Source organism: Xylophilus sp. GOD-11R, assembly GCF_033546935.1.
In the GTDB taxonomy this organism is placed as follows: domain Bacteria; phylum Pseudomonadota; class Gammaproteobacteria; order Burkholderiales; family Burkholderiaceae_C; genus Xylophilus.
This window is the reverse complement of sequence record NZ_CP137854.1, coordinates 1,716,873-1,740,973: the sequence shown is the minus strand read 5'-3', so window position 1 is coordinate 1,740,973 and position 24,101 is coordinate 1,716,873. Positions and strand designations below refer to the sequence as shown.

The 24,101-nt window shown below is 69.6% G+C and carries 21 protein-coding genes, 1 pseudogene and 1 riboswitch; of the genes and pseudogenes, 4 read left to right on the top strand and 18 right to left on the bottom strand.

The genetic code is table 11. The features are described 5' to 3' along the window. The first annotated feature begins 714 nt into the window (after window positions 1–714). Window positions 715–1,368 carry an endonuclease III gene (gene nth / locus R9X41_RS08040; RefSeq protein WP_318634352.1) on the top strand — a complete coding sequence of 218 codons (654 nt, stop codon included), beginning with the start codon at window positions 715–717 and terminating at the stop codon, window positions 1,366–1,368. 71 nt (window positions 1,369–1,439) lie between these two features. On the opposite strand, the gene R9X41_RS08035 is transcribed toward nth, so the two are convergent. The 4 genes from R9X41_RS08035 to R9X41_RS08020 form a co-directional block, all read right to left on the bottom strand. Continuing rightward, window positions 1,440–1,691: a hypothetical protein gene (locus R9X41_RS08035; RefSeq protein ID WP_318634351.1), complete on the bottom strand. Its 252-nt coding sequence runs from the start codon at window positions 1,689–1,691 to the stop codon at window positions 1,440–1,442. 141 nt (window positions 1,692–1,832) lie between these two features. Continuing rightward, window positions 1,833–4,562: a hypothetical protein gene (locus R9X41_RS08030; protein WP_318634350.1), complete on the bottom strand. Its 2,730-nt coding sequence runs from the start codon at window positions 4,560–4,562 to the stop codon at window positions 1,833–1,835. Window positions 4,563–4,666: 104 nt separating this feature from the next. After that, window positions 4,667–5,632, bottom strand: coding sequence for an MBL fold metallo-hydrolase (locus tag R9X41_RS08025; protein ID WP_318634349.1), 966 nt, complete (start codon window positions 5,630–5,632; stop codon window positions 4,667–4,669). Between the two features lie 67 nt (window positions 5,633–5,699). Beyond that, entirely contained in the window at window positions 5,700–6,479 is a 780-nt protein-coding gene (locus R9X41_RS08020; protein WP_318634348.1) for an SDR family NAD(P)-dependent oxidoreductase, read from the bottom strand. 134 nt (window positions 6,480–6,613) lie between these two features. Between R9X41_RS08020 and R9X41_RS08015 the strand changes: the two genes are divergently transcribed. Beyond that, entirely contained in the window at window positions 6,614–7,510 is an 897-nt protein-coding gene (locus R9X41_RS08015; protein ID WP_318634347.1) for an AraC family transcriptional regulator, read from the top strand. 3 nt (window positions 7,511–7,513) lie between these two features. Here the strand turns inward: R9X41_RS08015 and cobT are convergent, their stop codons facing one another. The 3 genes from cobT to argE all read right to left on the bottom strand — a co-directional run bounded on the left by cobT (window position 7,514) and on the right by argE (window position 11,303). Then, on the bottom strand, window positions 7,514–8,551 hold the full coding sequence (gene cobT, locus R9X41_RS08010; RefSeq protein WP_318634346.1) for a nicotinate-nucleotide--dimethylbenzimidazole phosphoribosyltransferase: 1,038 nt from the start codon (window positions 8,549–8,551) through the stop codon (window positions 7,514–7,516). A 516-nt stretch (window positions 8,552–9,067) separates the two neighbouring features. Next, window positions 9,068–10,042, bottom strand: a complete 975-nt coding sequence (locus R9X41_RS08005; RefSeq protein ID WP_318634345.1) for a tripartite tricarboxylate transporter substrate binding protein — start codon at window positions 10,040–10,042, stop codon at window positions 9,068–9,070. A 40-nt stretch (window positions 10,043–10,082) separates the two neighbouring features. Continuing rightward, entirely contained in the window at window positions 10,083–11,303 is a 1,221-nt protein-coding gene (gene argE / locus R9X41_RS08000; protein WP_318634344.1) for an acetylornithine deacetylase, read from the bottom strand. Between the two features lie 252 nt (window positions 11,304–11,555). On the opposite strand from argE, the gene R9X41_RS07995 reads away from it, so the two are divergent. Both R9X41_RS07995 and R9X41_RS07990 read left to right on the top strand, forming a co-directional pair. Continuing rightward, the gene (locus R9X41_RS07995) at window positions 11,556–11,714 is read left to right on the top strand and encodes a DUF5993 family protein (RefSeq protein WP_318634343.1); all 159 of its coding nucleotides are present in this window, start codon (window positions 11,556–11,558) and stop codon (window positions 11,712–11,714) included. 12 nt (window positions 11,715–11,726) lie between these two features. Continuing rightward, window positions 11,727–12,308, top strand: coding sequence for a disulfide bond formation protein B (locus tag R9X41_RS07990; protein ID WP_318634342.1), 582 nt, complete (start codon window positions 11,727–11,729; stop codon window positions 12,306–12,308). Window positions 12,309–12,327: 19 nt separating this feature from the next. Here the strand turns inward: R9X41_RS07990 and R9X41_RS07985 are convergent, their stop codons facing one another. The 11 genes and pseudogenes from R9X41_RS07985 to R9X41_RS07935 all read right to left on the bottom strand — a co-directional run bounded on the left by R9X41_RS07985 (window position 12,328) and on the right by R9X41_RS07935 (window position 23,710). Further along, on the bottom strand, window positions 12,328–13,767 hold the full coding sequence (locus tag R9X41_RS07985; protein ID WP_318634341.1) for a cobyric acid synthase: 1,440 nt from the start codon (window positions 13,765–13,767) through the stop codon (window positions 12,328–12,330). Window positions 13,768–13,792: 25 nt separating this feature from the next. Further along, window positions 13,793–14,608 carry an NYN domain-containing protein gene (locus R9X41_RS07980; RefSeq protein WP_318634340.1) on the bottom strand — a complete coding sequence of 272 codons (816 nt, stop codon included), beginning with the start codon at window positions 14,606–14,608 and terminating at the stop codon, window positions 13,793–13,795. Between the two features lie 8 nt (window positions 14,609–14,616). Then, window positions 14,617–15,651 (bottom strand): aminotransferase class I/II-fold pyridoxal phosphate-dependent enzyme, encoded by a 1,035-nt coding sequence (locus R9X41_RS07975; RefSeq protein ID WP_318634339.1) that lies wholly within the window; start codon window positions 15,649–15,651, stop codon window positions 14,617–14,619. Beyond that, the gene (gene cbiB, locus R9X41_RS07970) at window positions 15,648–16,601 is read right to left on the bottom strand and encodes an adenosylcobinamide-phosphate synthase CbiB (RefSeq protein WP_412556671.1); all 954 of its coding nucleotides are present in this window, start codon (window positions 16,599–16,601) and stop codon (window positions 15,648–15,650) included. Before cbiB ends, R9X41_RS07975 begins: the two co-directional genes overlap by 4 nt. Continuing rightward, window positions 16,598–17,167, bottom strand: coding sequence for a cob(I)yrinic acid a,c-diamide adenosyltransferase (gene cobO, locus R9X41_RS07965; protein WP_318634337.1), 570 nt, complete (start codon window positions 17,165–17,167; stop codon window positions 16,598–16,600). The genes cbiB and cobO overlap by 4 nt, the downstream gene beginning before the upstream one ends. Window positions 17,168–17,196: 29 nt before the next feature. Then, the gene (locus R9X41_RS07960; RefSeq protein ID WP_318634336.1) at window positions 17,197–17,970 is read right to left on the bottom strand and encodes an ABC transporter ATP-binding protein; all 774 of its coding nucleotides are present in this window, start codon (window positions 17,968–17,970) and stop codon (window positions 17,197–17,199) included. Then, window positions 17,967–18,965: a FecCD family ABC transporter permease gene (locus R9X41_RS07955; RefSeq protein ID WP_318634335.1), complete on the bottom strand. Its 999-nt coding sequence runs from the start codon at window positions 18,963–18,965 to the stop codon at window positions 17,967–17,969. Before R9X41_RS07955 ends, R9X41_RS07960 begins: the two co-directional genes overlap by 4 nt. 161 nt (window positions 18,966–19,126) lie before the next feature. Continuing rightward, window positions 19,127–20,011, bottom strand: a pseudogene (locus R9X41_RS07950) (ABC transporter substrate-binding protein); the annotation flags it as partial. Beyond that, on the bottom strand, window positions 20,011–20,568 hold the full coding sequence (locus tag R9X41_RS07945; protein ID WP_318634334.1) for a bifunctional adenosylcobinamide kinase/adenosylcobinamide-phosphate guanylyltransferase: 558 nt from the start codon (window positions 20,566–20,568) through the stop codon (window positions 20,011–20,013). The gene R9X41_RS07945 and the pseudogene R9X41_RS07950, both read right to left, overlap by 1 nt. Then, window positions 20,565–21,899, bottom strand: a complete 1,335-nt coding sequence (locus R9X41_RS07940; RefSeq protein ID WP_318634333.1) for a cobyrinic acid a,c-diamide synthase CobB — start codon at window positions 21,897–21,899, stop codon at window positions 20,565–20,567. The genes R9X41_RS07945 and R9X41_RS07940 overlap by 4 nt, the downstream gene beginning before the upstream one ends. Further along, window positions 21,884–23,710, bottom strand: coding sequence for a TonB-dependent receptor domain-containing protein (locus R9X41_RS07935; protein WP_318634332.1), 1,827 nt, complete (start codon window positions 23,708–23,710; stop codon window positions 21,884–21,886). The genes R9X41_RS07940 and R9X41_RS07935 overlap by 16 nt, the downstream gene beginning before the upstream one ends. Before the next feature lie 97 nt (window positions 23,711–23,807). Continuing rightward, window positions 23,808–24,051, bottom strand: a riboswitch (cobalamin riboswitch). Window positions 24,052–24,101 lie beyond the last annotated feature (50 nt).

The following is a 24,101-nucleotide window of genomic DNA, read 5'->3' as shown; positions in this document are numbered from 1 at the left end:
TTCGAACAGGCTCAACGACTGCGCATGATTCTTCGCCAGACCTCGATAGCAGGTCTCCTTCGCGCCGTGCTGCTGTTCGCGCAGGCCACGGACATCGGCGCCAAAAAAGCACTCGCCCGGTTATGAGCCCTGGTCAACACGCCATTACGCTTTCTGATCCAGAACTGAAAAAGGTGGGCGGCGCATGGCTTTTATCGCTACAAGCGCCTGGTTCTACGATGCATGAGATCGCCGTCGCCGAATAGGTCATTAACAACCTTGCATACTGAATCAAGTCTGCAATGTGGTGCGACGACGCCTATTAAGCCCATTCCAGCGAGCAGCGTGCGTAGCTTTCGGGCTCGGCCATTGGGGAGGCGAGATTAAAGATGAACTCGGCGGCATTTGATGGCAAACCACTCAGATCGATCCGCAGAATCTCTCCCCGCCGAAAAACTCACTTTTACTAAAAATTTAGTAATCTGCCGCTCAGACCGTAAAGATAGCCTCTGAAAAACCTTGCCCAGATTTTCAACGTCCATAGCGCAAATTTCATTTGCACCATTACTAAACATGCCAGGAAGTATTGAGATCTTGCCAGGCATAACAGTAATTTTCTCAAGCGTGACGCCCGGCATAGCTTTCACGAAAGAGTTTTCACTCGCCGATCTGGTTTGATGGCATCAATCAGCCCGCTGAGAATCGGAATTACATTCGCCCAGTAAAATCACCAAGATGAAAGTCGCCGATATCACCCCCTTCTTCGCCACGCTCCAGGCCACCAACCCCGAACCAAAGACCGAACTGGAATACACCACCCCATTCGAATTGCTCGCCGCCGTACTGCTGTCCGCTCAGGCCACCGATGTCGGCGTCAACAAGGCGCTCGCCCGGCTCTGGCCGCTGGCCAACACGCCTCAGGGGCTGCTCGATCTGGGGTTGGAAAAAGTGGAAGCGGCGATCAAGACCATCGGCCTCTATCGCAACAAAGCGAAGAACCTGCTGGCGACCTGCCGCATCCTGGTTGATCAGTTCGAAGGCGAGGTGCCGCCAACACGCGAGGCGCTGGAGTCACTGCCGGGGGTGGGCCGAAAGACGGCCAATGTGGTGCTTAACGTGGCATTCGGCCACGAAACGATGGCGGTGGACACCCACATCTTCCGGGTCTCCAACCGCACCGGACTGGCGCCGGGCAAGGATGTGCTGGCGGTGGAAATGAAGCTCATGAAACGCATTCCCAAGCAGTTCATGCTGCATGCGCATCACTGGCTGATCCTGCATGGCCGCTATGTGTGCGTGGCCCGCACGCCGCGCTGCTGGGAGTGCGCGGTGGCCCCTTATTGCGACTTCAAACCCAAGACCCCCGCGCCGAAATCGAAGAAAAGTTGAATCGGCCACGGGCATGAAAAAAGGGTCCGAAGACCCTTTTTCCGTTCAGCCCCGAAGGGCTGCATCAATGCTCAGGAGCCGGCTTTTTCCAGCGACTTCTTGGCCTTGTCGGCATTGGCCGAAGCACGTTCCTTGTGGTAGTCGGCCTTGACGTTGTTCACCGCCTTGCCGACCGGGCCGCTTTCCTTAGCCTTGCTCTCGGCCTGCTTCTGGTCGATCTTGTGCTGCGCGGCGTCGGTGGCCTGGTCGGCGGCCTTGCCGACCTGAGCTTGGGCGCTCAGCACGGCGAGCGAGGCGACGAGGGCGAATGCGATCTTTTTCATGGCTATCTCCGAAAGATTGGGATGCCTGAATATTGCCCGCAGCAGGCCGCCGCGCCCTGTCAGCCACCGCGCCGCGCGCCCTTCCTCCACAGGCCGATGCTTCGTGTCAGCCTGCGGGTCGCCGCCACCCGTACAACGGCCTCACATCGGCCACGGCCCACCCCAGCCACGCCCTGGCGCCCAAGCCAGGGTCTGCGAGGTGCCCGCGCCGTCGACCATGAACACATCGAGCAGATTGGTCGACCGCGACACCACCGGCACCGCCGCGCCGGATCGGCTCGCCACCGCGTTGTTGATCCACCACCAGCCGCCCCAGCCACCGCCCGGGCTCCAGGCGGCCGAATAGAGACGGCTGTCGGTGCCCACCATGAAGAAATCCAGCTGATCCAGCCCGCGGCTCACGCCGGTGATGGCGCCGCCGGGCGCGGTGCGTCCGTTCTGGATATGCCACCAGCCCTTCCACGGCTGGCCCGGCTGCCAGGCGGCCGACATGGTGCGGCCGGCGTCGTCGGCAACGAAGATGTCGATGAAATCCTGCCGCCGCGACACCGCGCAGACGGGCGCACCGGGCGGCGCGCTCACGCCGGGAATCGCCCACCAGCCTTGCCAGCCGGCCGCCGCGTTCCAGGCGGCCGTGTAGACCTGCCGGTCGGTGCCGACGGTGAAGATGTCGATCTGCCCCGGCCGCCGGCTGACGCCGGTGACATGGCCGCCCGGTGCGGTGCGTCCGTTCTGGATCGGCCGCCGTTCCTTCCACGAAACGCCGGCGCCGGTCTCGCCGCGCAGGCCGAGGATGGTGCCCGTGGCGGTTGCGTAAAACACATGCACCGACCCCAGGCCCGGAGAGACGGCGTGCACCGCCCCGCCCGCCACGCCCTGCCAGGGCTTCTCGTTGTTGGTGGTGGTGACGAACCACCAGATGCCCCAATTACCGGTGGCCGCACGTGTGCGGAACATCACCCCGCCGTCACCGGCCACGAAGAAGAGGTGGCAGCGACCGCCTTCGGTCACCAGCTCGACCGGCCCGGCGTCCTGCGGCACCGCCAGTTCGGTGTTCTGCCAGGCGGTCCAGCCGCCGGTGGGCGACCACAGACGCGACTGCAGCGGGCCGGAGCGCGCCACCAGCAGGTTGTCGGGCGACGGCACCGCTGCCGCCAGTTGGGCCCGCGCGGCCACCGGCTCCAGGCCGCGCTGCCGGCTGAACTGGTTGCTGAACACCATGCTGTCGCCGCTCACCCGCCACAGCGCGCGGCGCCAGCTGTCGAACATGCCGCCGTACTGCGCCGACACGGTCTGCGGCGTGAGCGCGCCGTTGACCTGACCCCAGTGCAGCCGCCCGCCGAGCGCCAGCGCCTTCTGCTGCACGAAGGTCATGAAGCGTTCGTTGTCGACCATGCCGGCCAGCAAGGCGATCTCGATCGACACGGCGTGCGTGCCGCCCACGTTGTGCATCGACAGCGTGGCCGTGGTGGCCCGGCTCGGCCGCAGCGACAGCCAGCCCACCTGACGGAAGTTGCCGCCCTCGGCCAGGATCGCCTGCAGAAAGTCGACATAGGCCGGGTTGTTGGCGTCGAACATCACCTCGGCCGACACACCCTTGTAGTCCGGAAACTTGCCGCTCGGCGGCCCGGCGGTCACCCAGGCGTGCCGTCCGCGCCGGCCTTTTTCGGCGGCGTTCTTCATCTCGCCGTCGATCACGCCGTTGACGATCGCATCGAGGATCGGATTGAGCGCGCTGAAGATCGAACCCAGCGGATTGGCGACCAGCAGCGCATTCAGGCCCAGCGCCACCAGGTCGCCCGACACGTCGGTGGCCGCGCCCACGTTCAGGTCGCTGCGGTCGGTGGTTTCCCAGCGGCGCTGCACCCAGATGCCCGGCGGATTGCGGGTGCTCAGCAGCAGCTGAAAGAAGCTCGGCTGCGCCCCGGACCGGGACTCGGCCACGCTTGCCGGCCCGGCGTCCTGGGCGAGCAGTGAGAGCAGCGCGCCGAAGGGGTTGTTGATGGTGGCGGCTCCCGCGCGCAAGGCCGCGAAGACCGCGTTGCGATCGGGCCGGGTCGCCACCTCGGCCACCCAGAACTGTGGCCGCACTTCCAGCACATACGCATACACGACGCCGAAGCGACCCATGCCGACGACCGCCGCATGGAAGATCTCGTCGCTGCGCACGATCTCCACGTCCGGGCAGCTCAGCGTGGGCTTGAGCCGGTCGTCGCGCGTGATGGCCGCGGTGCCGGGCTCGATCCACATTTCGCGCCCGCCGTGCGTCACCAGGTGCAGCGCCCGCACCAGGCCCGGAAATGCCGGCTGCATCCAGTCGCCGCCGTGCACCGAGGTGTTGATGACGCCGGCCAGCGCCTGGCCGTTGGCGCCGCCGAGCGTGGGCAGCGCCAGGCCGAGGCCGTCGAGCATCTGGATCAGCTGCCACAGCTTGATGCCCGCCTCCACATGCACCAGCTTGCGGGTTCCGGCGCGATCGGCCTGACTGGCGCGCCAGCTATCGGTCAGACCGGCGCCGGTCTGCGGCGCGTTGTTGGCGATGCCGTTGACCTGCGCGTCGCCCACCGTGCCGAGCAAGCGCGAGCGCAGCCCGCGGATGTCGATGGCCCAGTCGTCGCCGATGGCCTGGTCGTCGAAGGCCCAGCCGCTGCCGATGGCGTGCACCGAGCGCGCGTTGTCGGTCGCGTCCTTCACCACCCGCACCAGCTGCTGCAGGCCGACCGGCGGCGGCAGTGGCACGTCGGTGTTCACGGCGCCGGCGGGCGCGGGCACGAAGAGCGACTTGAGCGTGCGTCCCGCGCGGCCGCTCCAGTTGGACCAGGCGATGTTGTCGTTTCGGATACCGCTGTAGCTCGAAGCCGGGCAGACCATGCTTGCTCCTCGTGTCGGCCGACGCGCCGAAGGGCGCGATGGTGCCGTGGCGCTTACCGCATCGTCATCACCTAATCAGGTGATGGCCGGCCGCCGGAGGCCGGTCAGCAGCCGGCGGCGCAGGCACCGCGCGCGGTGAACTCCATGGTGATGCCCGACAGCGGAACATGCACCGGAACTTTCACCGCCTTGATGAAGGCCTCGGTCTTGCTGCCCGGCCGCACCTTGCCGCCGACCGTGCCCACCTCGTTGGCATGCGAGGCGATGACCGCCGCCGGCTTGACCAGCTCGTTGACCACATAGGCCGCCTCGCCCGGGCCGGTGGTGAAGCCGTCGCCCATGTTCATCACGACCAGCTTGGCGCGGTAGTAGTCACGCACCACGCGGTCCTGGTCGGCGGTGATGCCGGTGTCGCCCGACAGGTAGGCGACCAGGCCGTTGCTGAAGGTGAGCACATAGCCGGTGGCCAGGCCCACGTCGCCGGCGATGCCGGCTTCCTTCATGGCTTTGCCGAGGTCACCGCCGATGTATTCGGGCTCGACGCCGTTGCTGTGCATGGCGGTCACCGTGGCGATGCGCACGCCGCCCACGGTCACGCTGCCGCCGAAGCGCGCCAGCATCGCGTTGGCCGGGTTGCCGCCGAGCGAGCGCAGCTTGGCGGCGAAGAACGGCGGCATTTCGCTGCCGACGACGATCTTGGAATTCTTGGCGAAAGCGATGTTGACCGCGTTGGAATGCGGATAGTCCGACACCGACATGTCGGGCGCGCCGCAGGTGCCGGCATTGGGCGCGGCGGTGTGCGCATTGCCGATGTGGTCGCCGTGCATATGGCTGACCAGCAGGATGTCGATCTTGCCCAGGCGCGGGTCGGTGGCGCCGGCCACGGTACGGCCGGGGTCGTAGAGGATGCGGGTGCCGTTGGGGTCTTCGAAGACGAGTGCGCGGTCCTGGGCGCAGAACTCGCCGTCGATGCCGCCGAGCGGTGTCACCTTGACGTTCTGCGCCCAGGCCGGCGCCGCCAGCAGGGCCGATGCCGCGAGGGCGGCGGCGAGACGATGCAGTCGTTTCATGAATTGATCCCGAATAACCGGGCTGAAAAAAACGGCAGTATGTCGCGCGGTCCTCGCAGCGGCATCGTCACAGACCCTGACCGCCCGACACCTCGATGCGCTGCGCGTTCACCCAGCGGTTGGCGGGCGCGAGCAGGCTGGCGATCATCGGCCCGATGTCGTCGGGCACACCCGCGCGGCCGAGCGCGGTGATGCCGGCCACGCGCTGGTTGATCTCCGGGTTGTCGCGCACCACGCCGCCGCCGAAGTCGGTCTCGATGGCGCCCGGCGCCACGGTGTTGACCGCGATGCCGCGTGTGCCCAGCTCCTTGGCGAGGTAGCGGCTCAGCACTTCGACCGCCCCCTTCATGGCGGCGTAGGCGGCGTAGCCGGGCCAGCTCATACGGGTGAGGCCCGAGGAGAGGTTGACGATGCGGCCACCGTCCGTGATGAGCGGCAACAAGGCCTGGGTCAGAAAGAACACGCCCTTCAGGTGCACATTCACCAGACCATCGAACTGCGCTTCGGTGGTGTCGGCGAAGGCGGCGTGCTCGCCATGACCGGCGTTGTTGACGAGGTGGTCGAAGCTGTCGCGCTGCCAGGTGGCGCGCAGCGCCTGGCGCAGCCGGGCGGTGAAGTCGGCGAAGCCGGCGGCGACGGCGGTGTCGAGCTGCAGGGCGACCGCCTTGCGGCCGAGCGACTCGATCTCGGCGACCACGGCCTGCGCCTCGTCCGCGCGGCTGCGGAAGGTGATGACCACGTCGCCGCCGGCACGGGCGATGTGCAGGGCGGTGTTGCGGCCGAGGCCCCGGCTGCCGCCGGTGACGAGGGCGATGGTGTTGGTTGCGGAGGAGTTTTCAGCGCTCATGGTGCGGTCCTGTGAAGTGATGGACCGATGCTAGAAACCGCCGCGCGCAGCGTCTTTACCGAAAGCTCGAAGCTTCTTGCCCGATCCTCCGAATGGGGTTTCGGCGGGCGCCCGGCACCGTTACGCTCGGCGCCATGACCGAGACCCTGCTCCAGGCGGCACGCCGCCATGCGGACGCCCATGCCGACGCCGCCGGCATCGCGCCCACGCCGATCGACGGCCTGAGCATCGTGCGATCGCACCGGCCCAGCGGGCTGATTCACGACATCTACCGGCCCCTGGTCTGCCTGGTGCTGCAAGGCGCCAAGGAAGTGACGGTCGGCACCCGCACGCATCGGCTGCAGAGCGGTGATTCGCTGCTCATCACCGCCGACGTGCCCACCGTCAGCCGCATCACCGACGCCACCGAGGCCGCGCCCTATGTGTCGATCGTGATGGACCTCGATCTGTCGGTGGTGTCCGAACTCGCCCTGCAGATGGAGCCCGTGCTGCCCGGCACCGGCCACGACGCCGCACGCGCCACCACCACCGATGCCGAAGTGGCCGAGGCTTGCGGGCGGCTGATGCGGCTCGTCGAGCGGCCGGAGTCGCTCGCGATCCTGCAGGCCCAGGGCGTGCGTGAACTGCATTACTGGCTGCTGACCGGAAAGCACGGTCCGGCGATCCGCCAGCTGGGCTGGCCCGAAAGCCAGGTGCGCCGCGTGGCGCGGGCCGTGGCGCTGCTGCGCGCGGAATTCGACCGGCCGCTGACGGTGGAGCGGCTGGCGGCCACGGCCGGCATGAGCCCCTCGTCGTTCCATCAGCATTTCCGCGCCGTCACGTCCTTGTCGCCGCTGCAGTTTCAGAAGCGGCTGCGGCTGATAGAGGCGCGGCGCCGCATGATCGGCGAAGGCGCGTCGGCGAGCGCTGCCGCGTTCGGCGTGGGCTACGAGAGCGTGCCGCAGTTCACCCGCGAGTACGGCCGCATGTTCGGCCTGCCGCCGGCCCGGGACACCGAGGCCGCGCGGCGTGGCGCGGAAGCAGCCGCCTGATCGTCAGGCGGCGGTCGCCACGCCGGCCGATTCGAAGCTGGCCATCTCGGCCAGGATCGCGCAGGCCGACACCAGCATCGGCCAGGCCAGCGCCGCGCCCGAACCTTCGCCCAGGCGCAGGCCCATGTCGAGCAAGGGTTCGGCGCCGAGCTGCGCCAGCAAGGCGCCATGGCCGCGTTCGCCCGAGCGATGGGCGAACACGCAGCGCTGCAGCACGGCCGGCGCCAGGCGCGCGGCCACCAGCACCGCCGCGCTGGTGATGAAGCCGTCGACCAGGATCACCCGGCGCTCGGCCGCCGCCTGCAGCGTTGCGCCGGCCAGGGTGGCGATCTCGAATCCGCCGAACGCGGCCAGGGCGTCGAGCGATTGCGTGGCATCGGCATGCAGCGCCAAGACCTCGCCGAGCACCGCCAGCTTGCGGGCGATGCCGGCGTCGTCCAGGCCGGTGCCGGCGCCCACGCAGTCGGCCAACGGCACGCCGCCGAGGCGGGCCAGCAGCAGCGAGGCCGACGAGGTGTTGCCTATGCCCATTTCGCCGAGCAGCAGCGCGTTGCCGGGCAACGATCGCACCAGCGCCTGGCCGTGGGCCAGGGCCTGGTCGCGCTGGGCGGGCGTCATGGCCGGGCCGGTGGAGGCGTCGGCGGTGCCGCGCGCAACCTTGCAGTCGACCAGCCCCGGCCGGGGCGCGAAGTCGTGCGCCACGCCGCAGTCGGCCACGGTCAGCGCCAGGCCGTGCTGGCGCGCCAGCACGCTCACCGCCGCGCCGCCGGCGAGGAAGTTCTCGACCATCTGCCAGGTGACGTCGCTCGGATAGGCCGAAACGCCGCGCACTGCCAGGCCGTGGTCCGCCGCGCAGACCAGCAGCTGTGGTGACACGAGGCGCGGCGCTTCGCTGCCGAGGATGGCGCCGATGCGCAGCGCCAGTGACTCCAGCCGCCCGAGCGAGCCGAGCGGCTTGGTCTTGTGGTCGATGAGGTGGCGCAGGCGGGCCGACAGCGTCGGCTCGTGGAGGTCGGGAATGGAGGGAACGACGAAGCTCATGGCGAGAAAGGGAAAAGAGCCGACGAGTCTATCGGCGCCCTGCCCCACGCCGGCTCACCCGCTCGATGCGCGAGTCCTCCCCTGCCACAAACAGCGGGCGCCCCCAGATGGCGCCCATGTTCCCGTAGAGCCAGCCCAGGGCCCCTGGACTCGGCGAAGCCCTCCCCCTAGGGGGGGCTCACACCGGGCGCCGCCACCCGAAAGCGCTCATATCCAAGTAGAGCCAGGCCAGGGTTTCCCTGGACTCGGCGAAGCCCTCCCCTTGGGGGATGGCGTTTACACGCAGCGAAGCGAAGTGAAAAAGCCGAGGGGCACACAACTCGCCAGGCCAGGGTTTCCCTGGACTCGGCGAAGCCCTCCCCTTGGGGGATGGCGTTTACACGCAGCGAAGCGAAGTGAAAAAGCCGAGGGGCACACAACTCACCAGGCCAGGGTTTCCCTGGACTCGGCGAAGCCTTCCCCTTGGGGGATGGCGTTTACACGCAGCGAAGCGAAGTGAAAAAGCCGAGGGGCTCACTACTCCACCGTGGCGCCGGAGGCTTTGACGACTTCGGCCATGCGCACGTAGTCGGTCGCCAGCAGCTTGCCGAAATCGCCGGCGCTCATCGCCTGCGGGCGGATGCCCTGCTTGTCGAGCCGCTCCAGGATCACCGGGTCTTCCAGCAGCTTGCCGACGGCGGCGTTCACCTTGGCGATCTGCGCGGGCGGCGTGCCGGCGGGGCCGAGCAGGCCGAACCAGGAGTCGAAGCGGTAGCCGGGCAGACCGCTTTCGGCGATGGTCGGCACCGAAGGCAGGTATTTGGACCGCTGGGTGGACGTAACGCCGATCAGCCGCACCCGGGCATCGTTGGCGAACGCCAGCGCCCCGATGCTCGCCGCGATGACCGCCTGCGCCCGGCCGGAAATCACCTCGTTGATCGCCTCGCCGGTCGCCTTGAGCGGAATGTGGACGACGTCGATGCCCGCCTTGCCGTTGAAATACGCCATGGCCAGGTGGGTGGCGCTGCCGACGCCGCTGGTGGCGTAGTTGAGCTTGCCGGGGTTGGCCTTGGCATGGCGGATGTATTCGGCCACGGTCTTGGCCGGCACGTCGGCATGGATCATCAGCACGTAGTCGGCGGTGCCGATGTGGGCGATGGGCGCGAAGTCCTTCTGCGGGTCATAGCTCAGCTTGGTGTAGAGCGTGCCGGCGATGTTGTGGCTGGCCGCGGCCATCACCATGGTGTTGCTGGCGGGTGCGGCCTTGGCGACGTAGCCGGTGCCCACGGTGCCGCCGGCGCCGGCACGGTTTTCCACCAGCACGGTCTGGCCCAGGGCCAGGCCGAGTTCGGTGGAAATGGAACGCGCCAGGATGTCCTGCACGCCGCCGGAGGCGAAGGGCACGACCATGTGGACGACCTGGCCGGAGGCCTGGGCGAAGGCGCGGCCGGAGGCGGCGATGGCACCGAGGGCGAAGCTGGTGCCGATGAAGCGGCGGCGGTCTGCGGTCATGTCGATGGGTCCTGAAAACGATGGATGCGAAAAGCGGGGATCAGTCGATGCAGACCTCGTCGGCGAGCCGGCGCATGAAGCGCTCGCACCAGGCGAGCTGTTCCAGCGTCACCCACTCGTTGGGCTGGTGGGCCTGGGCGATGTGCCCGGGGCCGCAGACGATGGTCGGCACGCCGACCTGGTGGAACAACGCAGCTTCCGTGCCAAACGACACCTTCACCGCCTGGCTGGCGCCGTCGACCTCGGCGCAGCGGAAACCCATCTGCGCGATTTCGCTGGCCGCGTCGGTGGCGAAGCCGGGCAGCACCGAGGTCTGGCGGTGGGTGATGCCGGTGTCGGCCGCCACCGCCTGCATGGCGGGCACCAGGCTGTCGCCGAAGGCCTTGGCTTCGTTGAACAGGGCAACCGGCGAGTTCAGGTGGTGATGGCGAATCTCCCAAGCGATCTCGCAGTCGCGCGGGATGATGTTGAGCGCGGTGCCGCCATGGATCACGCCCGTGTGGATGGTGGTGAATGGCACGTCGAAGAGCGGGTCGAACGGCCCTTCGGCGGCCAGCCGGCGCGCCATCGACTTGAGGTTGGCGACGAATTCGCAGGCCACCTCGACCGCATTCACGCCCAGCGGCGTCAGCGAGGAATGCGCCTCGTGGCCGCGCACCGAAGTCTTGTAGCCGTGCTTGCCCTTGTGCGCGATCACCACCTGCATGCCGGTGGGCTCGCCGACGATGCAGCCGGCCGGGCGGAAGCCCTGGTCGACCATCTTGGCGATCATCGGCCGCACGCCGATGCAGCCGATTTCCTCGTCGTAGCTCAATGCCAGGTGGATCGGCCGCTTGAGCTTGCGGCGCAGAAGCTCGGGCACCATGAACAGCGCGGTGGCGCTGTAGGCCTTCATGTCGGTGACACCGCGGCCGTAGAGCTTGTCGCCGGACACGGTGGCGACGAAGGGGTCGGTGTCCCAGGGCTGGCCGTCGACCGGCACCACGTCGGTATGGCCGGAGAGCACGATGCCGCCGACCTTGGTCTCGCCGTCGGCCGCCGGCAGCGTGGCCCAGAGGTTGGCCTTGCGGCCGGTGTCGTCGTAGGTGAGTTCGCTCTGTACGCCGTGGACAGCGAGCCAGTCGCGGGTCCATTCGATCAAGGGCAGGTTGCTGTCGCGCGAGACGGTGGCAAACGAGATCCACTTCTCGATCAGCGGCAGCGCGGCGAGATCCTGGGCGGTGGCGGGCTGCCGCGCGGGCGGTGTGAAGGGGGCGTTCATGGGTGGATCCTCTGGAGACGGCGAAGCCGGTGATCGTAAGGCGGCGGGCCGGCTGCGACCAATGACAGCGGCAGCGCCCGACTCCGCGGCGGGGTGAACGCGCATTTATTCACACGGCGTCGCGCCATATTGCCGCGCATCCCAATACTGGATATTTATCGCTTTACCCTGTCCGGCCTAAACATGGCGAAGACTGTGCCGCCGATTATCTGCAAAGCTCCGGCGCACCTCAACTTTGCCTGGAACCAGTAAATGGTGATGCTTCTACCTTTTGCGATCGCGCTGGCCACCGCCATTTTCTCGCTGTTTGAAAAATCCAGGGCGGCCTATGCCTGCTGGGGCGTGATGCTGGCGGTCTGCCTGCTGTGGTTCGACCACCATGCAACCACCCACCTTCCGCTTTCATTCTGAGAGGAGCCCGGCATGACGAACTCATTGAATCCGCGCAACGACCATTCGGTAGCGGTTTGGCTGAACCTCGCCGGACTGGTCGGCATCAGCTTGTGCCTGTGCGTTGCCTTCTATTACCAGTTGGTCCGCTCCGAATTACCATGCCCACTTTGCCTGCTGCAACGGGCGGGGCTGATACTGGTCGGCCTTGGATTTCTTTTCAATATTCGGATGGGCATACGCAATACCCATTACGCGATGGCGCTGGTCGGCGCTGTCACTACCGGCGCCATCGCGCTGCGTCAGGTGTTTCTGCACATAGAACCCGGCAATGTCGGTTATGGCAGCAGTTTTCTCGGGCTGCATTTCTACACCTGGGCATTGGTGGCGTCGGTGCTGCTGGTCCTGGCGGTGGCGCTGATGATGTCTCTGGGCCATTGGGGACCGGTCCTCCAACCGGCGTTGCACGGGCTTTCGGTGTCGCGCATCTTGGAGAAATTCGTCGCGATCGTCTTCGTGGCGCTGATCGCCGGCAACCTGGTGTCGACCGTGGTCGAATGCGGCGCCGGCCAGTGCGCGGACGATCCCAAGGTCTACGAGATGCTGGTGCGATAAGCCAGCCCCGGCGGCCGGTTCAGCCGAGCAACGATGCCAGCCAACCCGGCCGGAAGTCGCGCTCCACCGCCGCCGCCAGTCCGTCGAACACCCGGTCCAGCGTGGGCGCTTCGGCACCGAACAAAGCCTGCAGCACGGCGCTGTCCTCGAACAGGCCGTGCAGGTACAGGCCCAGCACATTGCCCTGGGCGTTCTGCCAGCCCAGGCCTTCGGGCAGCACCCGCAACGGCGCCGGCAGGTCGGGCCGGGCGGCGGTCTGGCCGTGGCGGATCTCGTAGCCGGCCATCTCCACGCCCGACAAGGCCGACCACGCACCGCCCACCGCGCCAAAACGCGCGCGCGTGTGGCGCACCGTCTTCTCCGGCTCGAAGGCCGTCACCAGCGGCAGCAGGCCCAGGCCCGGGCCGTTGCCGTCGATGCCGTGCGGATCGATCAGCGCTTCGCCCAGCATCTGCAGCCCGCCGCAGATGCCCAGCACCGGCCGGCCGGCCGCCGCGTGCGCGGCGACGGCGGCGTCCAGGCCCTGGGTGCGCAACCAGGCCAGGTCGCCACTGGTGTGTTTGGAGCCGGGCAGCACGATCCAGTCGGCCGACTGCAACTGCGCGGGCGATCGCGCCCACACCAGCCGCACGCCCTCGATGTTCTTCAGCGCCTGGAACTCGTCGAGATTGCTGATGCGCGGATAGGCCACGACCGCCACCGTCAGCCGCACCGCGCCCGATGCACCACCGGGGCGGTCGTCGAACACGCCGTCTTCCTCGGGCAGGCCGTGGCGCCACCACATCGGCACGGTGGCCACGGTGGGTACGCCGGTCATGTCCTGCAGCATCTGCGGGCCGGGCGCCAGCAGGCTGGCGTCGCCCCGGAACTTGTTGAGCACGAAGCCGCGCAGCAGTGCGCGGTCGGCTTCGGGCAGCAGCGCCCAGGTGCCGTAGAGATGGGCGAAGGCGCCGCCCCGGTCGATGTCGGTGACCAGCAGGCAGCGCGCGTCGCCGTGCCGGGCCACGCGCAGGTTGACGATGTCGCTGGCCTGCAGGTTGATCTCGGCAGGCGAGCCGGCACCTTCGATCACCACCACGTCGTTCTCGGCGCGCAACGCATCGAGCGCACGCGCGACGTGCGGCCAGACATGGGCGCTGCGTTCGCGCCAGGGCAGTCTGGTCAGCGTGGTGTCGACCCGGCCCATCAGCACCACCTGGCTGGCGGTGTCGTGCTCGGGTTTGAGCAGCACCGGGTTCATGCGCACGTCGGGCTCGGCGCGCGCGGCCAGGGCCTGGAAATATTGCGCGCTGCCGATCTCGCCGCCCGCCACCACGCGGGCGTTGTTGCTCATGTTCTGCGCCTTGAACGGCGCGACCTTGTATCCGCGGTCGGCATACCAGCGGCACAGCGCGGTGGTGAGCCAGCTTTTGCCGGCGCCGCTGGTGGTGCCGAGCACCATGACGCAGCGCGCGGTCATGGCGTGGCCTTCGCCACGCGGCCGATCACGGCAGCAGCCGGACCTGCTGGTCCGAATCGCCCTTGCGCACTTCCACCACCTGGTCGAGCGCCTTGACCATGGCGGGGAAGTTGGCGTGGCCGTATTCCCGGGGATCGAAGGTCGGGTCCAGGCGTTTGACCATGTGGAAGATCGCGCCCTTGTTCACCCACGGGTCGCCCTTGGTTTCGGCCAGCAGGTGCACCGCGCGGCGCAGCATCTCGGCGGCCGGGTCCAGCGCCGGTACCGCCGCGGGCGGTGCTTCGGGCTCGGCCCGGGCCGCTTCGGCCAGGGGCTCGACCAGGTTTTCGTAATAACGGAATTCGTGGCAGCTCTTGGCCCAGTGCCGATTGGTGGAGCGCCGGGTGCCGATACCCACCAGCGCGCGGCCGGCGGCCTTGATCTTCTGCGCCACCGGCATGAAGTCGCTGTCACCGCCGACGATGATCACCGTGGCGATATGGCCGAAGCGCTGGATGTCTTCCACCGCATCGAGGCAGAGCTTGATGTCGGCGCCGTTCTTGGCCGACGCGCCCGGCGGAAACAGCTGGATCAGCTCGACCGCGCCCTGCAGCAGCGCGTCGCGGTAGCGGCCGTAGAACTGCCAGTTGCAGTAGCCCCGGTTGATCGCCACCGGCCCGAAGGACGACGCCAGCTCGACGATGGCCTGCACGTCCACCAGCGGCTCCTGCACCTTGAAGCGGTTGTCGGTCTTGCCGTAGGTGCCCTCGCCGTAGCGCTCCTCGACCAGGCTGGCGTGCAGGTTCTCGAAGTCCCAGTAGAGGGCGACGGACCGGTTGTCTTCGTTGTCGAGGCGTGCCATGGCTGCGCTTATTTCCAGGGGTTCGGGGCGTGCATGGTAGTGGCCCCGCCGCCCGAGCCTCCAGCCGCGCCTCCCACCGCATCGGCGAGCGCCTGCTGCGCCGGCGGCGGCAGCACGCCCAGCCGCACGTGGCCCGGCAGTCCGAAGGAGGCGCAATCGCGCAGTTGCACGCCCTGCTCCCGCAGTCGTGCGAGCAGGTCGGCGGGCGTGCCTTCGGGCAGGCGGGCGACGAAGAAGTTGGCGTCGGAGCGCAGCGGCTGCCAGCCGAGGCTGTCGCACAAGGCCTGCTGGGCGGACTTCCAGGCGCGCAGGGTGTCCAGGCTCTGCGCGAGCCAGGTGCGGGCTTCGTCGTGGCACCAGGCGTCGAGCATGGCCACGCCGTGGCTGCCGATGGGCCAGGACGGCGCCAGCCGGTCGAGCGCGGCGGCTTCGTCCTCGCCGCCCTCGGGTGCGATGAGATAGGCCGCGCGGATGCCGGTCATGCCCAGCGCCTTGTTCGGCGTCCAGAGCTGCCAGGCAAGGCCGGCATGCGCCCGCCAGGGATCGGCGCCGGACAGGCGCAGTGGCGCATAGGCGCGGTCGACGACCAGCGTCGAGGCTGCGACGGATGCGGCGGGCGCATCGGCCAGGCCGAGCGGGCTCGACGGATCGCAGGCCCAGGCCAGCGTTGCGGCGCCCGCCGCGTGGCGCTGACCGCGTGCGTGCACCGGCAGGCTCCAGGCTTCGGCGGCATGGCGGTAGTCGCCGTAAGCGAATTCCGGCACCGACACCCCCGTCACGCCCCGCTGCACGGCCCGGGCGGTGATGCGCAGGATGGCCTCGCTGGCGCTGGCCGCCGGCACGATGCGCGCCACGTCCACACCATGGTGGCGAGCCAGGCTGTCCCGCAGCGCGCGGTAGGCCGGATCGGGATACGAGCGCGCATCGGCGGCCAGCACCGCCGCCAGCGCCGACGGGCACGGGCCGCAGGCGTTGGCGTTGGTAGAGAAATCGAAGGGCGACTGTCCCGACGCGTCGGGGCCGCCGTGGGCGCGCTGGGTCATGGGCTCGCTCGGTAGGTCAGCAGGACGAAAGCCGCCAGCACGCCCATCGCCAGCACGATGCGGGTGGCGATGCGCACGGCGCGCGTGGTGTCGTCCGGCCCGGGCACGCGTCCGGCGGGGTTCAGCAGGTAGTGGCCCGGCTTGCCCAGGCGTACGCCGAGCCGCAGGGCCATCGCGCCCATCGGCCAGCCGCCGTTGGGCGATGGCGTGACGCGCGCCTGCGCCGGCAGCCCGCGCCACATGCCAGCCGGCGCGCCGACCAGCATCGCCGCGGCCGACAGCCGCGCCGGCAGCCACGACAGCGCATCGTCGGCGCGTGCCGCGAACTTGCCCGCCCATTCCCAGCAGCGCCCCTGGCGCATGCCGCGATAGCCCCACATCGCGTCGGCGGTATTGGCGAATCGGTAGACGACCGCGCCGGGCAGTCCGAACAGGGCGAACCAGAACAGCGGCGCGATCACCGAATCGTTGAAGTTCTCGGCCAGGCTCTCGATGGCGGATTCACGCACCTCGCCGGCCGACAGCGCCGTGGTGTCGCGGCTGACCAGGCGCGACAGTCGCTGCCGGCCGGCGGGCAGCGACTGCGCGAGGGCCGCCTCCACCGCCACGGTTTCGTCGCGCAACATGCGCCAGGCCAGCATCGGCTTGAGCGCCAGGCCCAGCAGCAAGGCGCACGCCCACCCGGGCAGCGTCACCAGGAGCGATTGCAGTGCCCAGGCCGCGATGGCGCAGGCCGCCGCGCCCGCGACCCACGCCATGGCCCCGCGCCGGAACGCTTTCAGGTCACGCCCTGTCGGCGCCCGCTCGGGCGCCGCCCATCGTCCGGCGCGGCCCAGAAAGCGCCCCATGCCCGCCACCGGATGCCAGCGGCGCGGCTCGCCCGAGACGATGTCCACCAGCAGCGCCACCAGCACGGCCTGCGCGGCGAGGGCTGGTGGCAAGGCGTTCAATCCTCGATGCCCCGCTGCGCCGGCACGCCGGCCTTGAAGGCGTGCTTGACCATGGCCATCTCGGTCACCGTGTCGGCCAGCTCCACGATCTCCGGCGGGCAGCGCCGGCCGGTCAGGCACACATGCACCTCGCGCGGCCGCTGGCGCAGGGTGTCGAGCACGTCCTGCAGCGGCAGCCAGCCGTAGATCAGCGGATAGGTGATCTCGTCGAGCACCACGAGAAAGTATTCGCCCGACAGGATCGCCGCACGCGCTGTCTGCCAGCCGTCGCGGGCGAGCTGCGCGCTGCGTTCCAGGTCCTGGCTCTTCCAGCTGAAACCGTCGCCCAGCCCTTCGATCGGAATGCCGAGCTGCTCGAACATGCGGTGTTCGCCGAAACGCGCCGACGGCACCTTCATGAACTGGAAGATGCGCACCGGCTTGGCCCGGCCGTGCGCGCGCAGCGCCAGGCCGAAGGCCGCCGTGCTCTTGCCCTTGCCGTCGCCGGTGTTGACGATGACCAGGCCCCGGCGTTCGCCCTCGGGTTTTTCGTAGGGCTTGGCGGTGGGCGGTGTTTCGATCTGCATGCGGTTCTCTCTTCTTTGGATCTTCGGATTCAGGCGCGCGGCACCACCGCCCAGCCCTGGTCCAGCGGACGGATGGCGATGCGCCCGTCGAACACCGACTCCAGCGCCGCGTGGGTGCGCTCGTCGTGCGGCGCGCCGGCGTGCAGTACCCGGCCGGCCTGCAGCACCACCACGTGGTCGGCGTGCAGCGCGAAGCCGATCTCGTGCAGCACGCTCACCACGGTGGCGCCCCCGGCGGCCAGGGCGCGCACCGTCGTCAGCCAGTCGGACTGGTGGGGTGGGTCGAGGTTGGCGAGCGGCTCGTCCATCAGCAGCACCGGCGCGCTCACCGCCAGGGCGCGCGCCAGCAGCACCCGCTGGCGTTCACCGCCGGAAAGCTCGCCCAGCGGCCGGGCGCGCCAGTCCCAGGCATGGGTGGCGCGCAATGCCTGCTCCACCGCCGCGCGGTCGGCCGGGCCAGGCGGCGCGAGCCAGGGCCGGTGCGGCAGGCGGCCGAGCATGGCCACGTCCCAGGCCGCGAGGTCGTCGGCGCCGCCGTCCGCGCCCTCGCCCTGGCCGAGCCACGACAACGCACGGGCGCGCTCGCGGGCGCTCCAGCCGGTCAGCGGCCGGCCTTGCAGCTCGACGTGGCCGGCGCTCGGTGCCAGCAGGCCGGCGAGCACCTTGAGCAGGGTCGACTTGCCCGCGCCGTTGGGGCCGACGATGGATGTCCAGCGGCCGGCGGGCAGCGTCAGGTCGATGCCGTGCAGGATCTCGCGACGCCCCAGCCGGGCGTGCAGGCCACGGGCGGCCAGGGCGCTCATCGCCGCCCTCCCCGCCGGTGCATCAGCCAAAGCAGATAGCCGCCACCGAGCAGCGCGGTCAGCACGCCGACCGGTAGCTCCTGCGGCGCGAACAGGCTGCGGGCCAGCAGGTCCGAGGCCATCAGCAGCAGACCGCCCATGCCGGCCGACAAGAGCAGCAGGCCGGCATGCGTTACCCGCACCAGCGGACGCACCAGGTGCGGCGCGGCCAGGCCGACGAAGGCGATCAGCCCGGTGTTGGCCACCGCCGTGGCGGTGCACAGCGCCAGCACCGCCACCAGCGCCGCGCGCAGCGCCGGCAGCGCCAGGCCCAGGCTGGCGGCGGTGGCCTCGCCCAGCGTCAGGCCGTCGAGCACCGGCGCCAGCAGCGCCGACACCAGCAGACAGCCGGCCAGCACCGTGGTCATCAGCACCACCGCCTGCCAGCCGAGGAAGGCGGTGCTGCCGAGCGTGAAGCCCTGCATCGCCTCCAGGATGTGGGGCGCGGCCAGCGTGACCAGGTCCTTCGCCGCGCCGAGCACCACGCCGACGATCACACCGCCCAGCAGCAGCCGCAGCGTGTGCTGCGCGCCGCGCGCCAGGGTGAGCGTGAGCAGCACCGCCAGCACCGCGCCGACGAAGGCCGCGCCGGTCACGCCGAGCTGGATCAGCCAGTCGCTGCTGAGCGAGCGTGTCGCCGCCTGCCCCGCTACCAGCAGCGCCAGCGCGGTGCCGAGCGATGCACCCGAGGCGCTGCCCAGCAGATAGGGTTCGGCCAGCGGATTGCGAAACAGGCCCTGCGCCACCGCGCCCGCCAGCCCCAGCAGCGCGCCGCAGACCCAGGCCCCGGCGGTGCGCGGCAGCCTGATATCCCACACGATCTGCCAGGCGACCGGATCACGCCGCATCGCCTGCAGGCTGTCGAGTCCCGTGCTGCCGATGGCCGCGCCGAGCGCGAGCAACGCCACCGATGCCAGCAGCAGGAAAGCCGCCAGCCAACCCGCGCGACGCCTCACTCGGTCTTCTCCGGGAGCCGCCGCGCACGGCCGCCCGAAGCGGCCGGCTCGCCCCTGGAAGGGGATGGCGCAGACACGAAGTGCGAAGCCTGGGGTGTAGCCGTATCCACCAGCTCGCCCCTGGAAGGGGTTGGCGAAAGCACGGAGTGCGCAGCCTGGGGTGGAGCTTTATCCACGAGACATGAAGCCATCGCCCGCGCGGCTTCGGCCATGCGCGGCCCGGGCCGTACCACCACGTCCGACACATCCGGCCCGAACACGCAGATCCGCCCCGCCTTGATCGCCCGCATCGTCTGCCAGCCCGGGTACGCCGCCATCGCCTGCATGCTGCGGTTGCCGACCATGATCACGTCGGGATCGGCCCGCACCACGTATTCGGGGTTGAGCCGCGGAAACGGCCCGAGCGCGGCCGGCACCACGTTGCGCACGCCCAGGCGCGTGAGCGTCTCGCCGATGAAAGAAGACTCACCCGCCGCATAAGGCCCGCGGCTGACCTCGAAGTACACCCGCGTGCCACGCGCGCTCGCCGGCAACGACTGCGCAGCCGCCTGCACGCCGGCATCGATCTCGCGCCACAGCCGGTCGGCGGCTTCCGTCTTCAGGCCCAGCAGGGTGGCGAGCTGACCCAGCACCCGGCGCACGTCCGCATGCGTCTTGGGCTCCAGCGCCACCACCGGAATGCCCAGCGCCTCCAGCCGCGCACTGGCCCGCGACGACACCGCCAGCAGCACCAGGTCGGGCTTGAGCGCCACGATGGCCTCGATGTTGGGATCGAGCCCGCCGCCGACCTGCGGCAGTCCGCGCACGAAGGCCGGCGCATTCGAATACCGGTCCACGCCGACCAGGCGCTGGCACTGGTCGAGCGCGCAGACGCTTTCGGTGAGCGAGGGCAGCAGGCTCACGATGCGGGCCGGCGGCCGGGTGAGCGCCACCTCGCGGCCCCGGCCATCCGTGACGGTGGAGATGACGGTCGCCGGCCCGGCGGCGTGGGCGGCCGGCAGGGCCGCCAGCGACAGCGCCAGCAAGACGCCGCGAAAAATCGTCATCACAAGCTTCCCTTGAGCGCCAGCGGCAAGCCCGCGGCCACCAGCGTCACCCGCTCGCAGACCGCGGCCAGCCGCTGGTTGAGGCGGCCGAGCGCGTCGACATAGGCGCGCACCTCGCGGCCCATCGGCACCACGCCGAGGCCGATTTCGTTGGAGACCAGCACCACCGGCCCCGGCGCGAGGGCCACCGCCTCGCCCAGCGCATCGGCTTCGCCCGCCAGGGCCGCGTCGTCCAGGCCGTGCAGGTTGGCCAGCCACAGCGTGAGGCAATCCACGACCAGCAGCGTGGCCGCATCGGAATGCAGCGCCACCGCCTGCGCCAGCGCGCGAGGCGCCTCCACCGTGGCGGCGCCCGGCAGGCGCTCTGCTCGGTCGGCACGATGGCGCTCAATGCGCGTGCGCATCTCCTCGTCGCCCGGCTCCGCCGTCACCACGAAGATCGCCCGGTGCGAAGGCGCGCGCGACAGCCAGGCGACGGCCAGCATTTCTGCCCGTCGCGACTTGCCGCTGCGCTGCCCGCCCAGCACCAGTTCGGAGGCGACGACCGTGGGCGTCATGTCCGGCCGCCGAGCAAGGCCGCAATGGCCCCCGGGCACGACGCGAACCACGCATGGAAATAGCTCGCCCGCACGCCCTCGTGCGCATAGACGGCCTCGCCCGCGTCGTGCGCGGCGGCGGCGTCCGGGCGCGCGGTGCGCGCCACCACCGGCAGCGGCGACGCGGCGGTCGAGTAATGGAAGGTGTGACCGCGCAGCGTGCCGGCATCGAGCGCCAGCTGCTGCGGGCCGATCGCCGCCAGCCGGCGGTGCATGCGGGTCACCCCCGGCAGCAGGCCCCAGCCAGGGTGGCTGCGGCCTTCCATGTCGCAGATCTCGTCCATCAGCGCCATCATTCCGCCGCACTCGGCCCACACCGGCTTGCCGGCATCGATGTGCGCGGCCAGGCTGTCGCGGGTAGCGGTGGCCGCGGCGAGCTGCTGCGGATACAGCTCCGGATAGCCTCCCGGCAGCCACACCGCATCGCAGGCGGGCAGTGCCTCGCCGGCCAGCGGCGAGAAGAAGGCGACGCTGGCGCCCAGCGCCTCCAGCGTGTCGACATTGGCGCGGTAGACGAAGGCGAAAGACGCGTCGTGCGCCACCGCGATGCGCCGGCCGGCGAGCAGCGGCGGCAGGGCATCGACGGCATCCGGCGCCGGGAACTCCACCGCCCAGCGCTCCAGCGGCAAGGCGGCCAGGGGCGTGGCGGACAGCGCGTCGGCGGCGGCGTCGATTCGCGCCATCACTTCGCTGGCTGGCAGGTCGGCCACCAGGCCCAGATGCCGCTCGGGCAGGGCCCAGTCGGCGCTGCGCGGCAGCGACCCCAGCCAGTCACCGGGCTCGCGCAGGCCCTCGCGCAGCATGTCGCGGTGGCGCGGACTGGCGACCCGGTTGGCCAGCACGCCGGCCCAGGGCATGTCGGCGCGGTAGTGCCGCAGCCCGAAAACCAGCGCGCCGAAGGTGCCGGCCATGCTCGACGCGTCGATCACCGCCAGTACCGGAATGCCGAAGCGCTGCGCCAGATCGGCGGCGCTGGGCGAGCCGTCGAACAGGCCCATCGCGCCTTCGATCACCAGCAGATCGCAGTCGGCCGCGGCGGCGTGCAGCGCGGCGGCACAACCGCCCTCGCCCACCATCCACAGGTCGAGCGCATGCACCGGCGCGCCGGTGGCCGCCTCCAGCCAGCAGGGGTCGAGAAAGTCCGGGCCCACCTTGAAAGCCCGCACCTTGCGGCCGGCGCGCGCATGCAAGCGCGCGAGCGCGGCCGCCACCGTGGTTTTGCCCTGGCCGGAAGCCGGGGCCGCCACGAGCAACGCGGCGCAGCGGGCCGGCGTGTTTACTGCGGCGCCCATTTCACGCCGACGTACAACACGCGGCCGGCAGTGGCGTACGTGTTGGCCGTTTGATAGAACTTGTCGGCGAGGTTGTCGATACGAGCGACCAGGCTGTAGTCGCGGGCGATGCGTGTGCTGGCATAGAGATTGAACAGCGTGTAGCCGCCCAGGCGGGTGGTGTTGGCCGCATTGTCCCAGCGATGGGCGGAAGCCTGCATTTCCGCGCCGACATCGACCCCGGCGAAGCGGGTGTCGGCACCGAGCACCGCATGCTGCTTGGCCCGACGCGCGAGCTGGCGGCCGGTGTCCTCGTCCTTCGGATCCTGCAGGTCCAGCGAGCCGCGCAGGGCGAAGGCGCCGAGCTTGTGGGCGCCGGCGAAGGTCACGCCTTCGTACTGCGCGTGGGCGGTGTTGCGGTAGCAGCCGAAGGTGGAGCCGCAGCCACCGGCTGCGCCGAAGCTGATCAGGTTGTCCACCTTGTTGCGGTAGACGGTGACGCTGGCGCTGCTGGCGCCCTGCGACCAGTGCAGCGCCGCTTCCACGTTGCGCGAGGTCTCGGGACGCAGGCTGCCCAGGCCGTATTCGGAGAAGCGCTGGTAGAGCGTGGGCGCGCGGAAGGCCGTGCCCACCGACGCGGTCGCGCGCCAGTTCGAATTGATGGCGTAGCCGTAGGCCGCGCTGCCGGTGTTCTTGCCGCCGAACTCGCTGTCGTCGTCATGGCGGCCGTGCAGCTGCAGCGTGTGGGCGCCGTGCTTCAGGGCGTAGCCGAGCGCGATGCCGTTCTGCGAACGGTCGCGATCGATCGGCGTGTTCTGCAGGTTGTCCTCGCGGCGCTCCAGCGCTGCCGTGAAGAGGTGCTCGCCGAAACGGAACTCGTTCTGGAACAGGTAGTTGTGCAGCTCGGTCTCGGTGCGGTAGACCGAAGGCTGCGTTTCGTAGACGCTGCGCGAAGCGGTCGCCTGCACCGTCGCCTTCCAGAAATCGGTCCATTGGCCGGTGTAGGTGAGGCCGGCGGTGCGCAGCGTGTGGTTGGACTTGTCGTTGAGGCGCCGCGAGTTGTCGTACTGCGACTCGAGATCGTTGGCCAGAAAGGTGGCGTCCAGACGATTGCGTGCGTCGATGCGAAATCCCAGCCGCGCGTTGGCCGAGGTGCTGCGGTAGCCGTCCTTGTCGGGGTTCTGCGTGGCGACCTCTCGGGCATTGAAGCCGTTGCTGATCTCGCGGGCCACACCCAGCGAGTAGTCGAAGGCGTTGTCCACGCCCGCCGTGCCGCTGGCGCCCGCCTCCAGTCGGCCGGTGCCGTGCGTGCCGCCACCGATGCCCACGTAGGGATGGAAGCCGGCTTCGCCCTTGCGGGTGAACAGCTGGATCACGCCGCCGATGGCGTCCGAGCCGTACACCGCGGCGGCCGGGCCGCGCAGCACCTCGATGCGGTCGATCTGCGCCAGCGGAATCTGCTCCCACTGCACGCCGCCGGTCGATTGCGAGTCGATGCGAACACCGTCCAGGTAGACCGCCGTGAAGCGCGATTCGGCACCGCGCAGGAACACGCTGGTGGTGTTGCCCGGGCCGCCGTTGCGGGCCACTTCGATGCCGGGCAGGCGGGCCAGCACGTCGGCCACGCCGACAGCGCCGCTGCGCGCGATGGTTTCGCGGTCGACGATCGAAACGTCGGACAGAAGGTCCGACAAGGGTTGTTCGGTGCGGTTGGCGGTGACCACGGTGTCGGTCAGCGCGGAGCCGGTGGACTGGGCGTGCGCGGCGACGTGCAGGACCAGGGGCGACAGGCAGGCGGCGACCCGCGCCATACGGGAGAGACGGATTTTCATGATGGAGCGACAGAGGGGTGCGGCCCTGCCCGGCTTCCCCGCCGGTCGTGGGCACGAAAGGCCTCGTCGCACATCGCTTTCCGGTGAAAGCGCCCTGCGGCGAAGCCACGTCGTTGGCCGGTATCCGGGCTGGGTGGAACCTGTTGGTCTCGCCTTCCCAGAAGCACGATGCTTCCAGTGGCTGATTGAAACCGTCACGAGCTGCTGACGCAGGCTCTTCCACCGACCGTTGCGGGGGCAGCGCAGGTCGGGCGCGTCCTTGGGCGGACAACCCTCCTGCTTCCCGTTGAACTGCGCGGCCGAGAGCCGACCGCACGAGCACCAACGGCGGCGATTCTATGCGAGCAACTGTTGGCGAAACGCCATGGCTGCAACGGATTCATCGAGCCGA

Excerpts from the sequence above, each read along its gene's own strand:
- nth (WP_318634352.1), top strand. The coding sequence starts at position 715 with ATGAAAGTCGCCGATATCACCCCCTTCTTCGCCACGCTCCAGGCCACC.
- R9X41_RS08035 (WP_318634351.1), bottom strand. The coding sequence starts at position 1,691 with ATGAAAAAGATCGCATTCGCCCTCGTCGCCTCGCTCGCCGTGCTGAGC.
- R9X41_RS08030 (WP_318634350.1), bottom strand. The coding sequence starts at position 4,562 with ATGGTCTGCCCGGCTTCGAGCTACAGCGGTATCCGAAACGACAACATC.
- R9X41_RS08025 (WP_318634349.1), bottom strand. The coding sequence starts at position 5,632 with ATGAAACGACTGCATCGTCTCGCCGCCGCCCTCGCGGCATCGGCCCTG.
- R9X41_RS08020 (WP_318634348.1), bottom strand. The coding sequence starts at position 6,479 with ATGAGCGCTGAAAACTCCTCCGCAACCAACACCATCGCCCTCGTCACC.
- R9X41_RS08015 (WP_318634347.1), top strand. The coding sequence starts at position 6,614 with ATGACCGAGACCCTGCTCCAGGCGGCACGCCGCCATGCGGACGCCCAT.
- cobT (WP_318634346.1), bottom strand. The coding sequence starts at position 8,551 with ATGAGCTTCGTCGTTCCCTCCATTCCCGACCTCCACGAGCCGACGCTG.
- R9X41_RS08005 (WP_318634345.1), bottom strand. The coding sequence starts at position 10,042 with ATGACCGCAGACCGCCGCCGCTTCATCGGCACCAGCTTCGCCCTCGGT.
- argE (WP_318634344.1), bottom strand. The coding sequence starts at position 11,303 with ATGAACGCCCCCTTCACACCGCCCGCGCGGCAGCCCGCCACCGCCCAG.
- R9X41_RS07995 (WP_318634343.1), top strand. The coding sequence starts at position 11,556 with ATGGTGATGCTTCTACCTTTTGCGATCGCGCTGGCCACCGCCATTTTC.
- R9X41_RS07990 (WP_318634342.1), top strand. The coding sequence starts at position 11,727 with ATGACGAACTCATTGAATCCGCGCAACGACCATTCGGTAGCGGTTTGG.
- R9X41_RS07985 (WP_318634341.1), bottom strand. The coding sequence starts at position 13,767 with ATGACCGCGCGCTGCGTCATGGTGCTCGGCACCACCAGCGGCGCCGGC.
- R9X41_RS07980 (WP_318634340.1), bottom strand. The coding sequence starts at position 14,608 with ATGGCACGCCTCGACAACGAAGACAACCGGTCCGTCGCCCTCTACTGG.
- R9X41_RS07975 (WP_318634339.1), bottom strand. The coding sequence starts at position 15,651 with ATGACCCAGCGCGCCCACGGCGGCCCCGACGCGTCGGGACAGTCGCCC.
- cobO (WP_318634337.1), bottom strand. The coding sequence starts at position 17,167 with ATGCAGATCGAAACACCGCCCACCGCCAAGCCCTACGAAAAACCCGAG.
- R9X41_RS07960 (WP_318634336.1), bottom strand. The coding sequence starts at position 17,970 with ATGAGCGCCCTGGCCGCCCGTGGCCTGCACGCCCGGCTGGGGCGTCGC.
- R9X41_RS07945 (WP_318634334.1), bottom strand. The coding sequence starts at position 20,568 with ATGACGCCCACGGTCGTCGCCTCCGAACTGGTGCTGGGCGGGCAGCGC.
- R9X41_RS07940 (WP_318634333.1), bottom strand. The coding sequence starts at position 21,899 with ATGGGCGCCGCAGTAAACACGCCGGCCCGCTGCGCCGCGTTGCTCGTG.
- R9X41_RS07935 (WP_318634332.1), bottom strand. The coding sequence starts at position 23,710 with ATGAAAATCCGTCTCTCCCGTATGGCGCGGGTCGCCGCCTGCCTGTCG.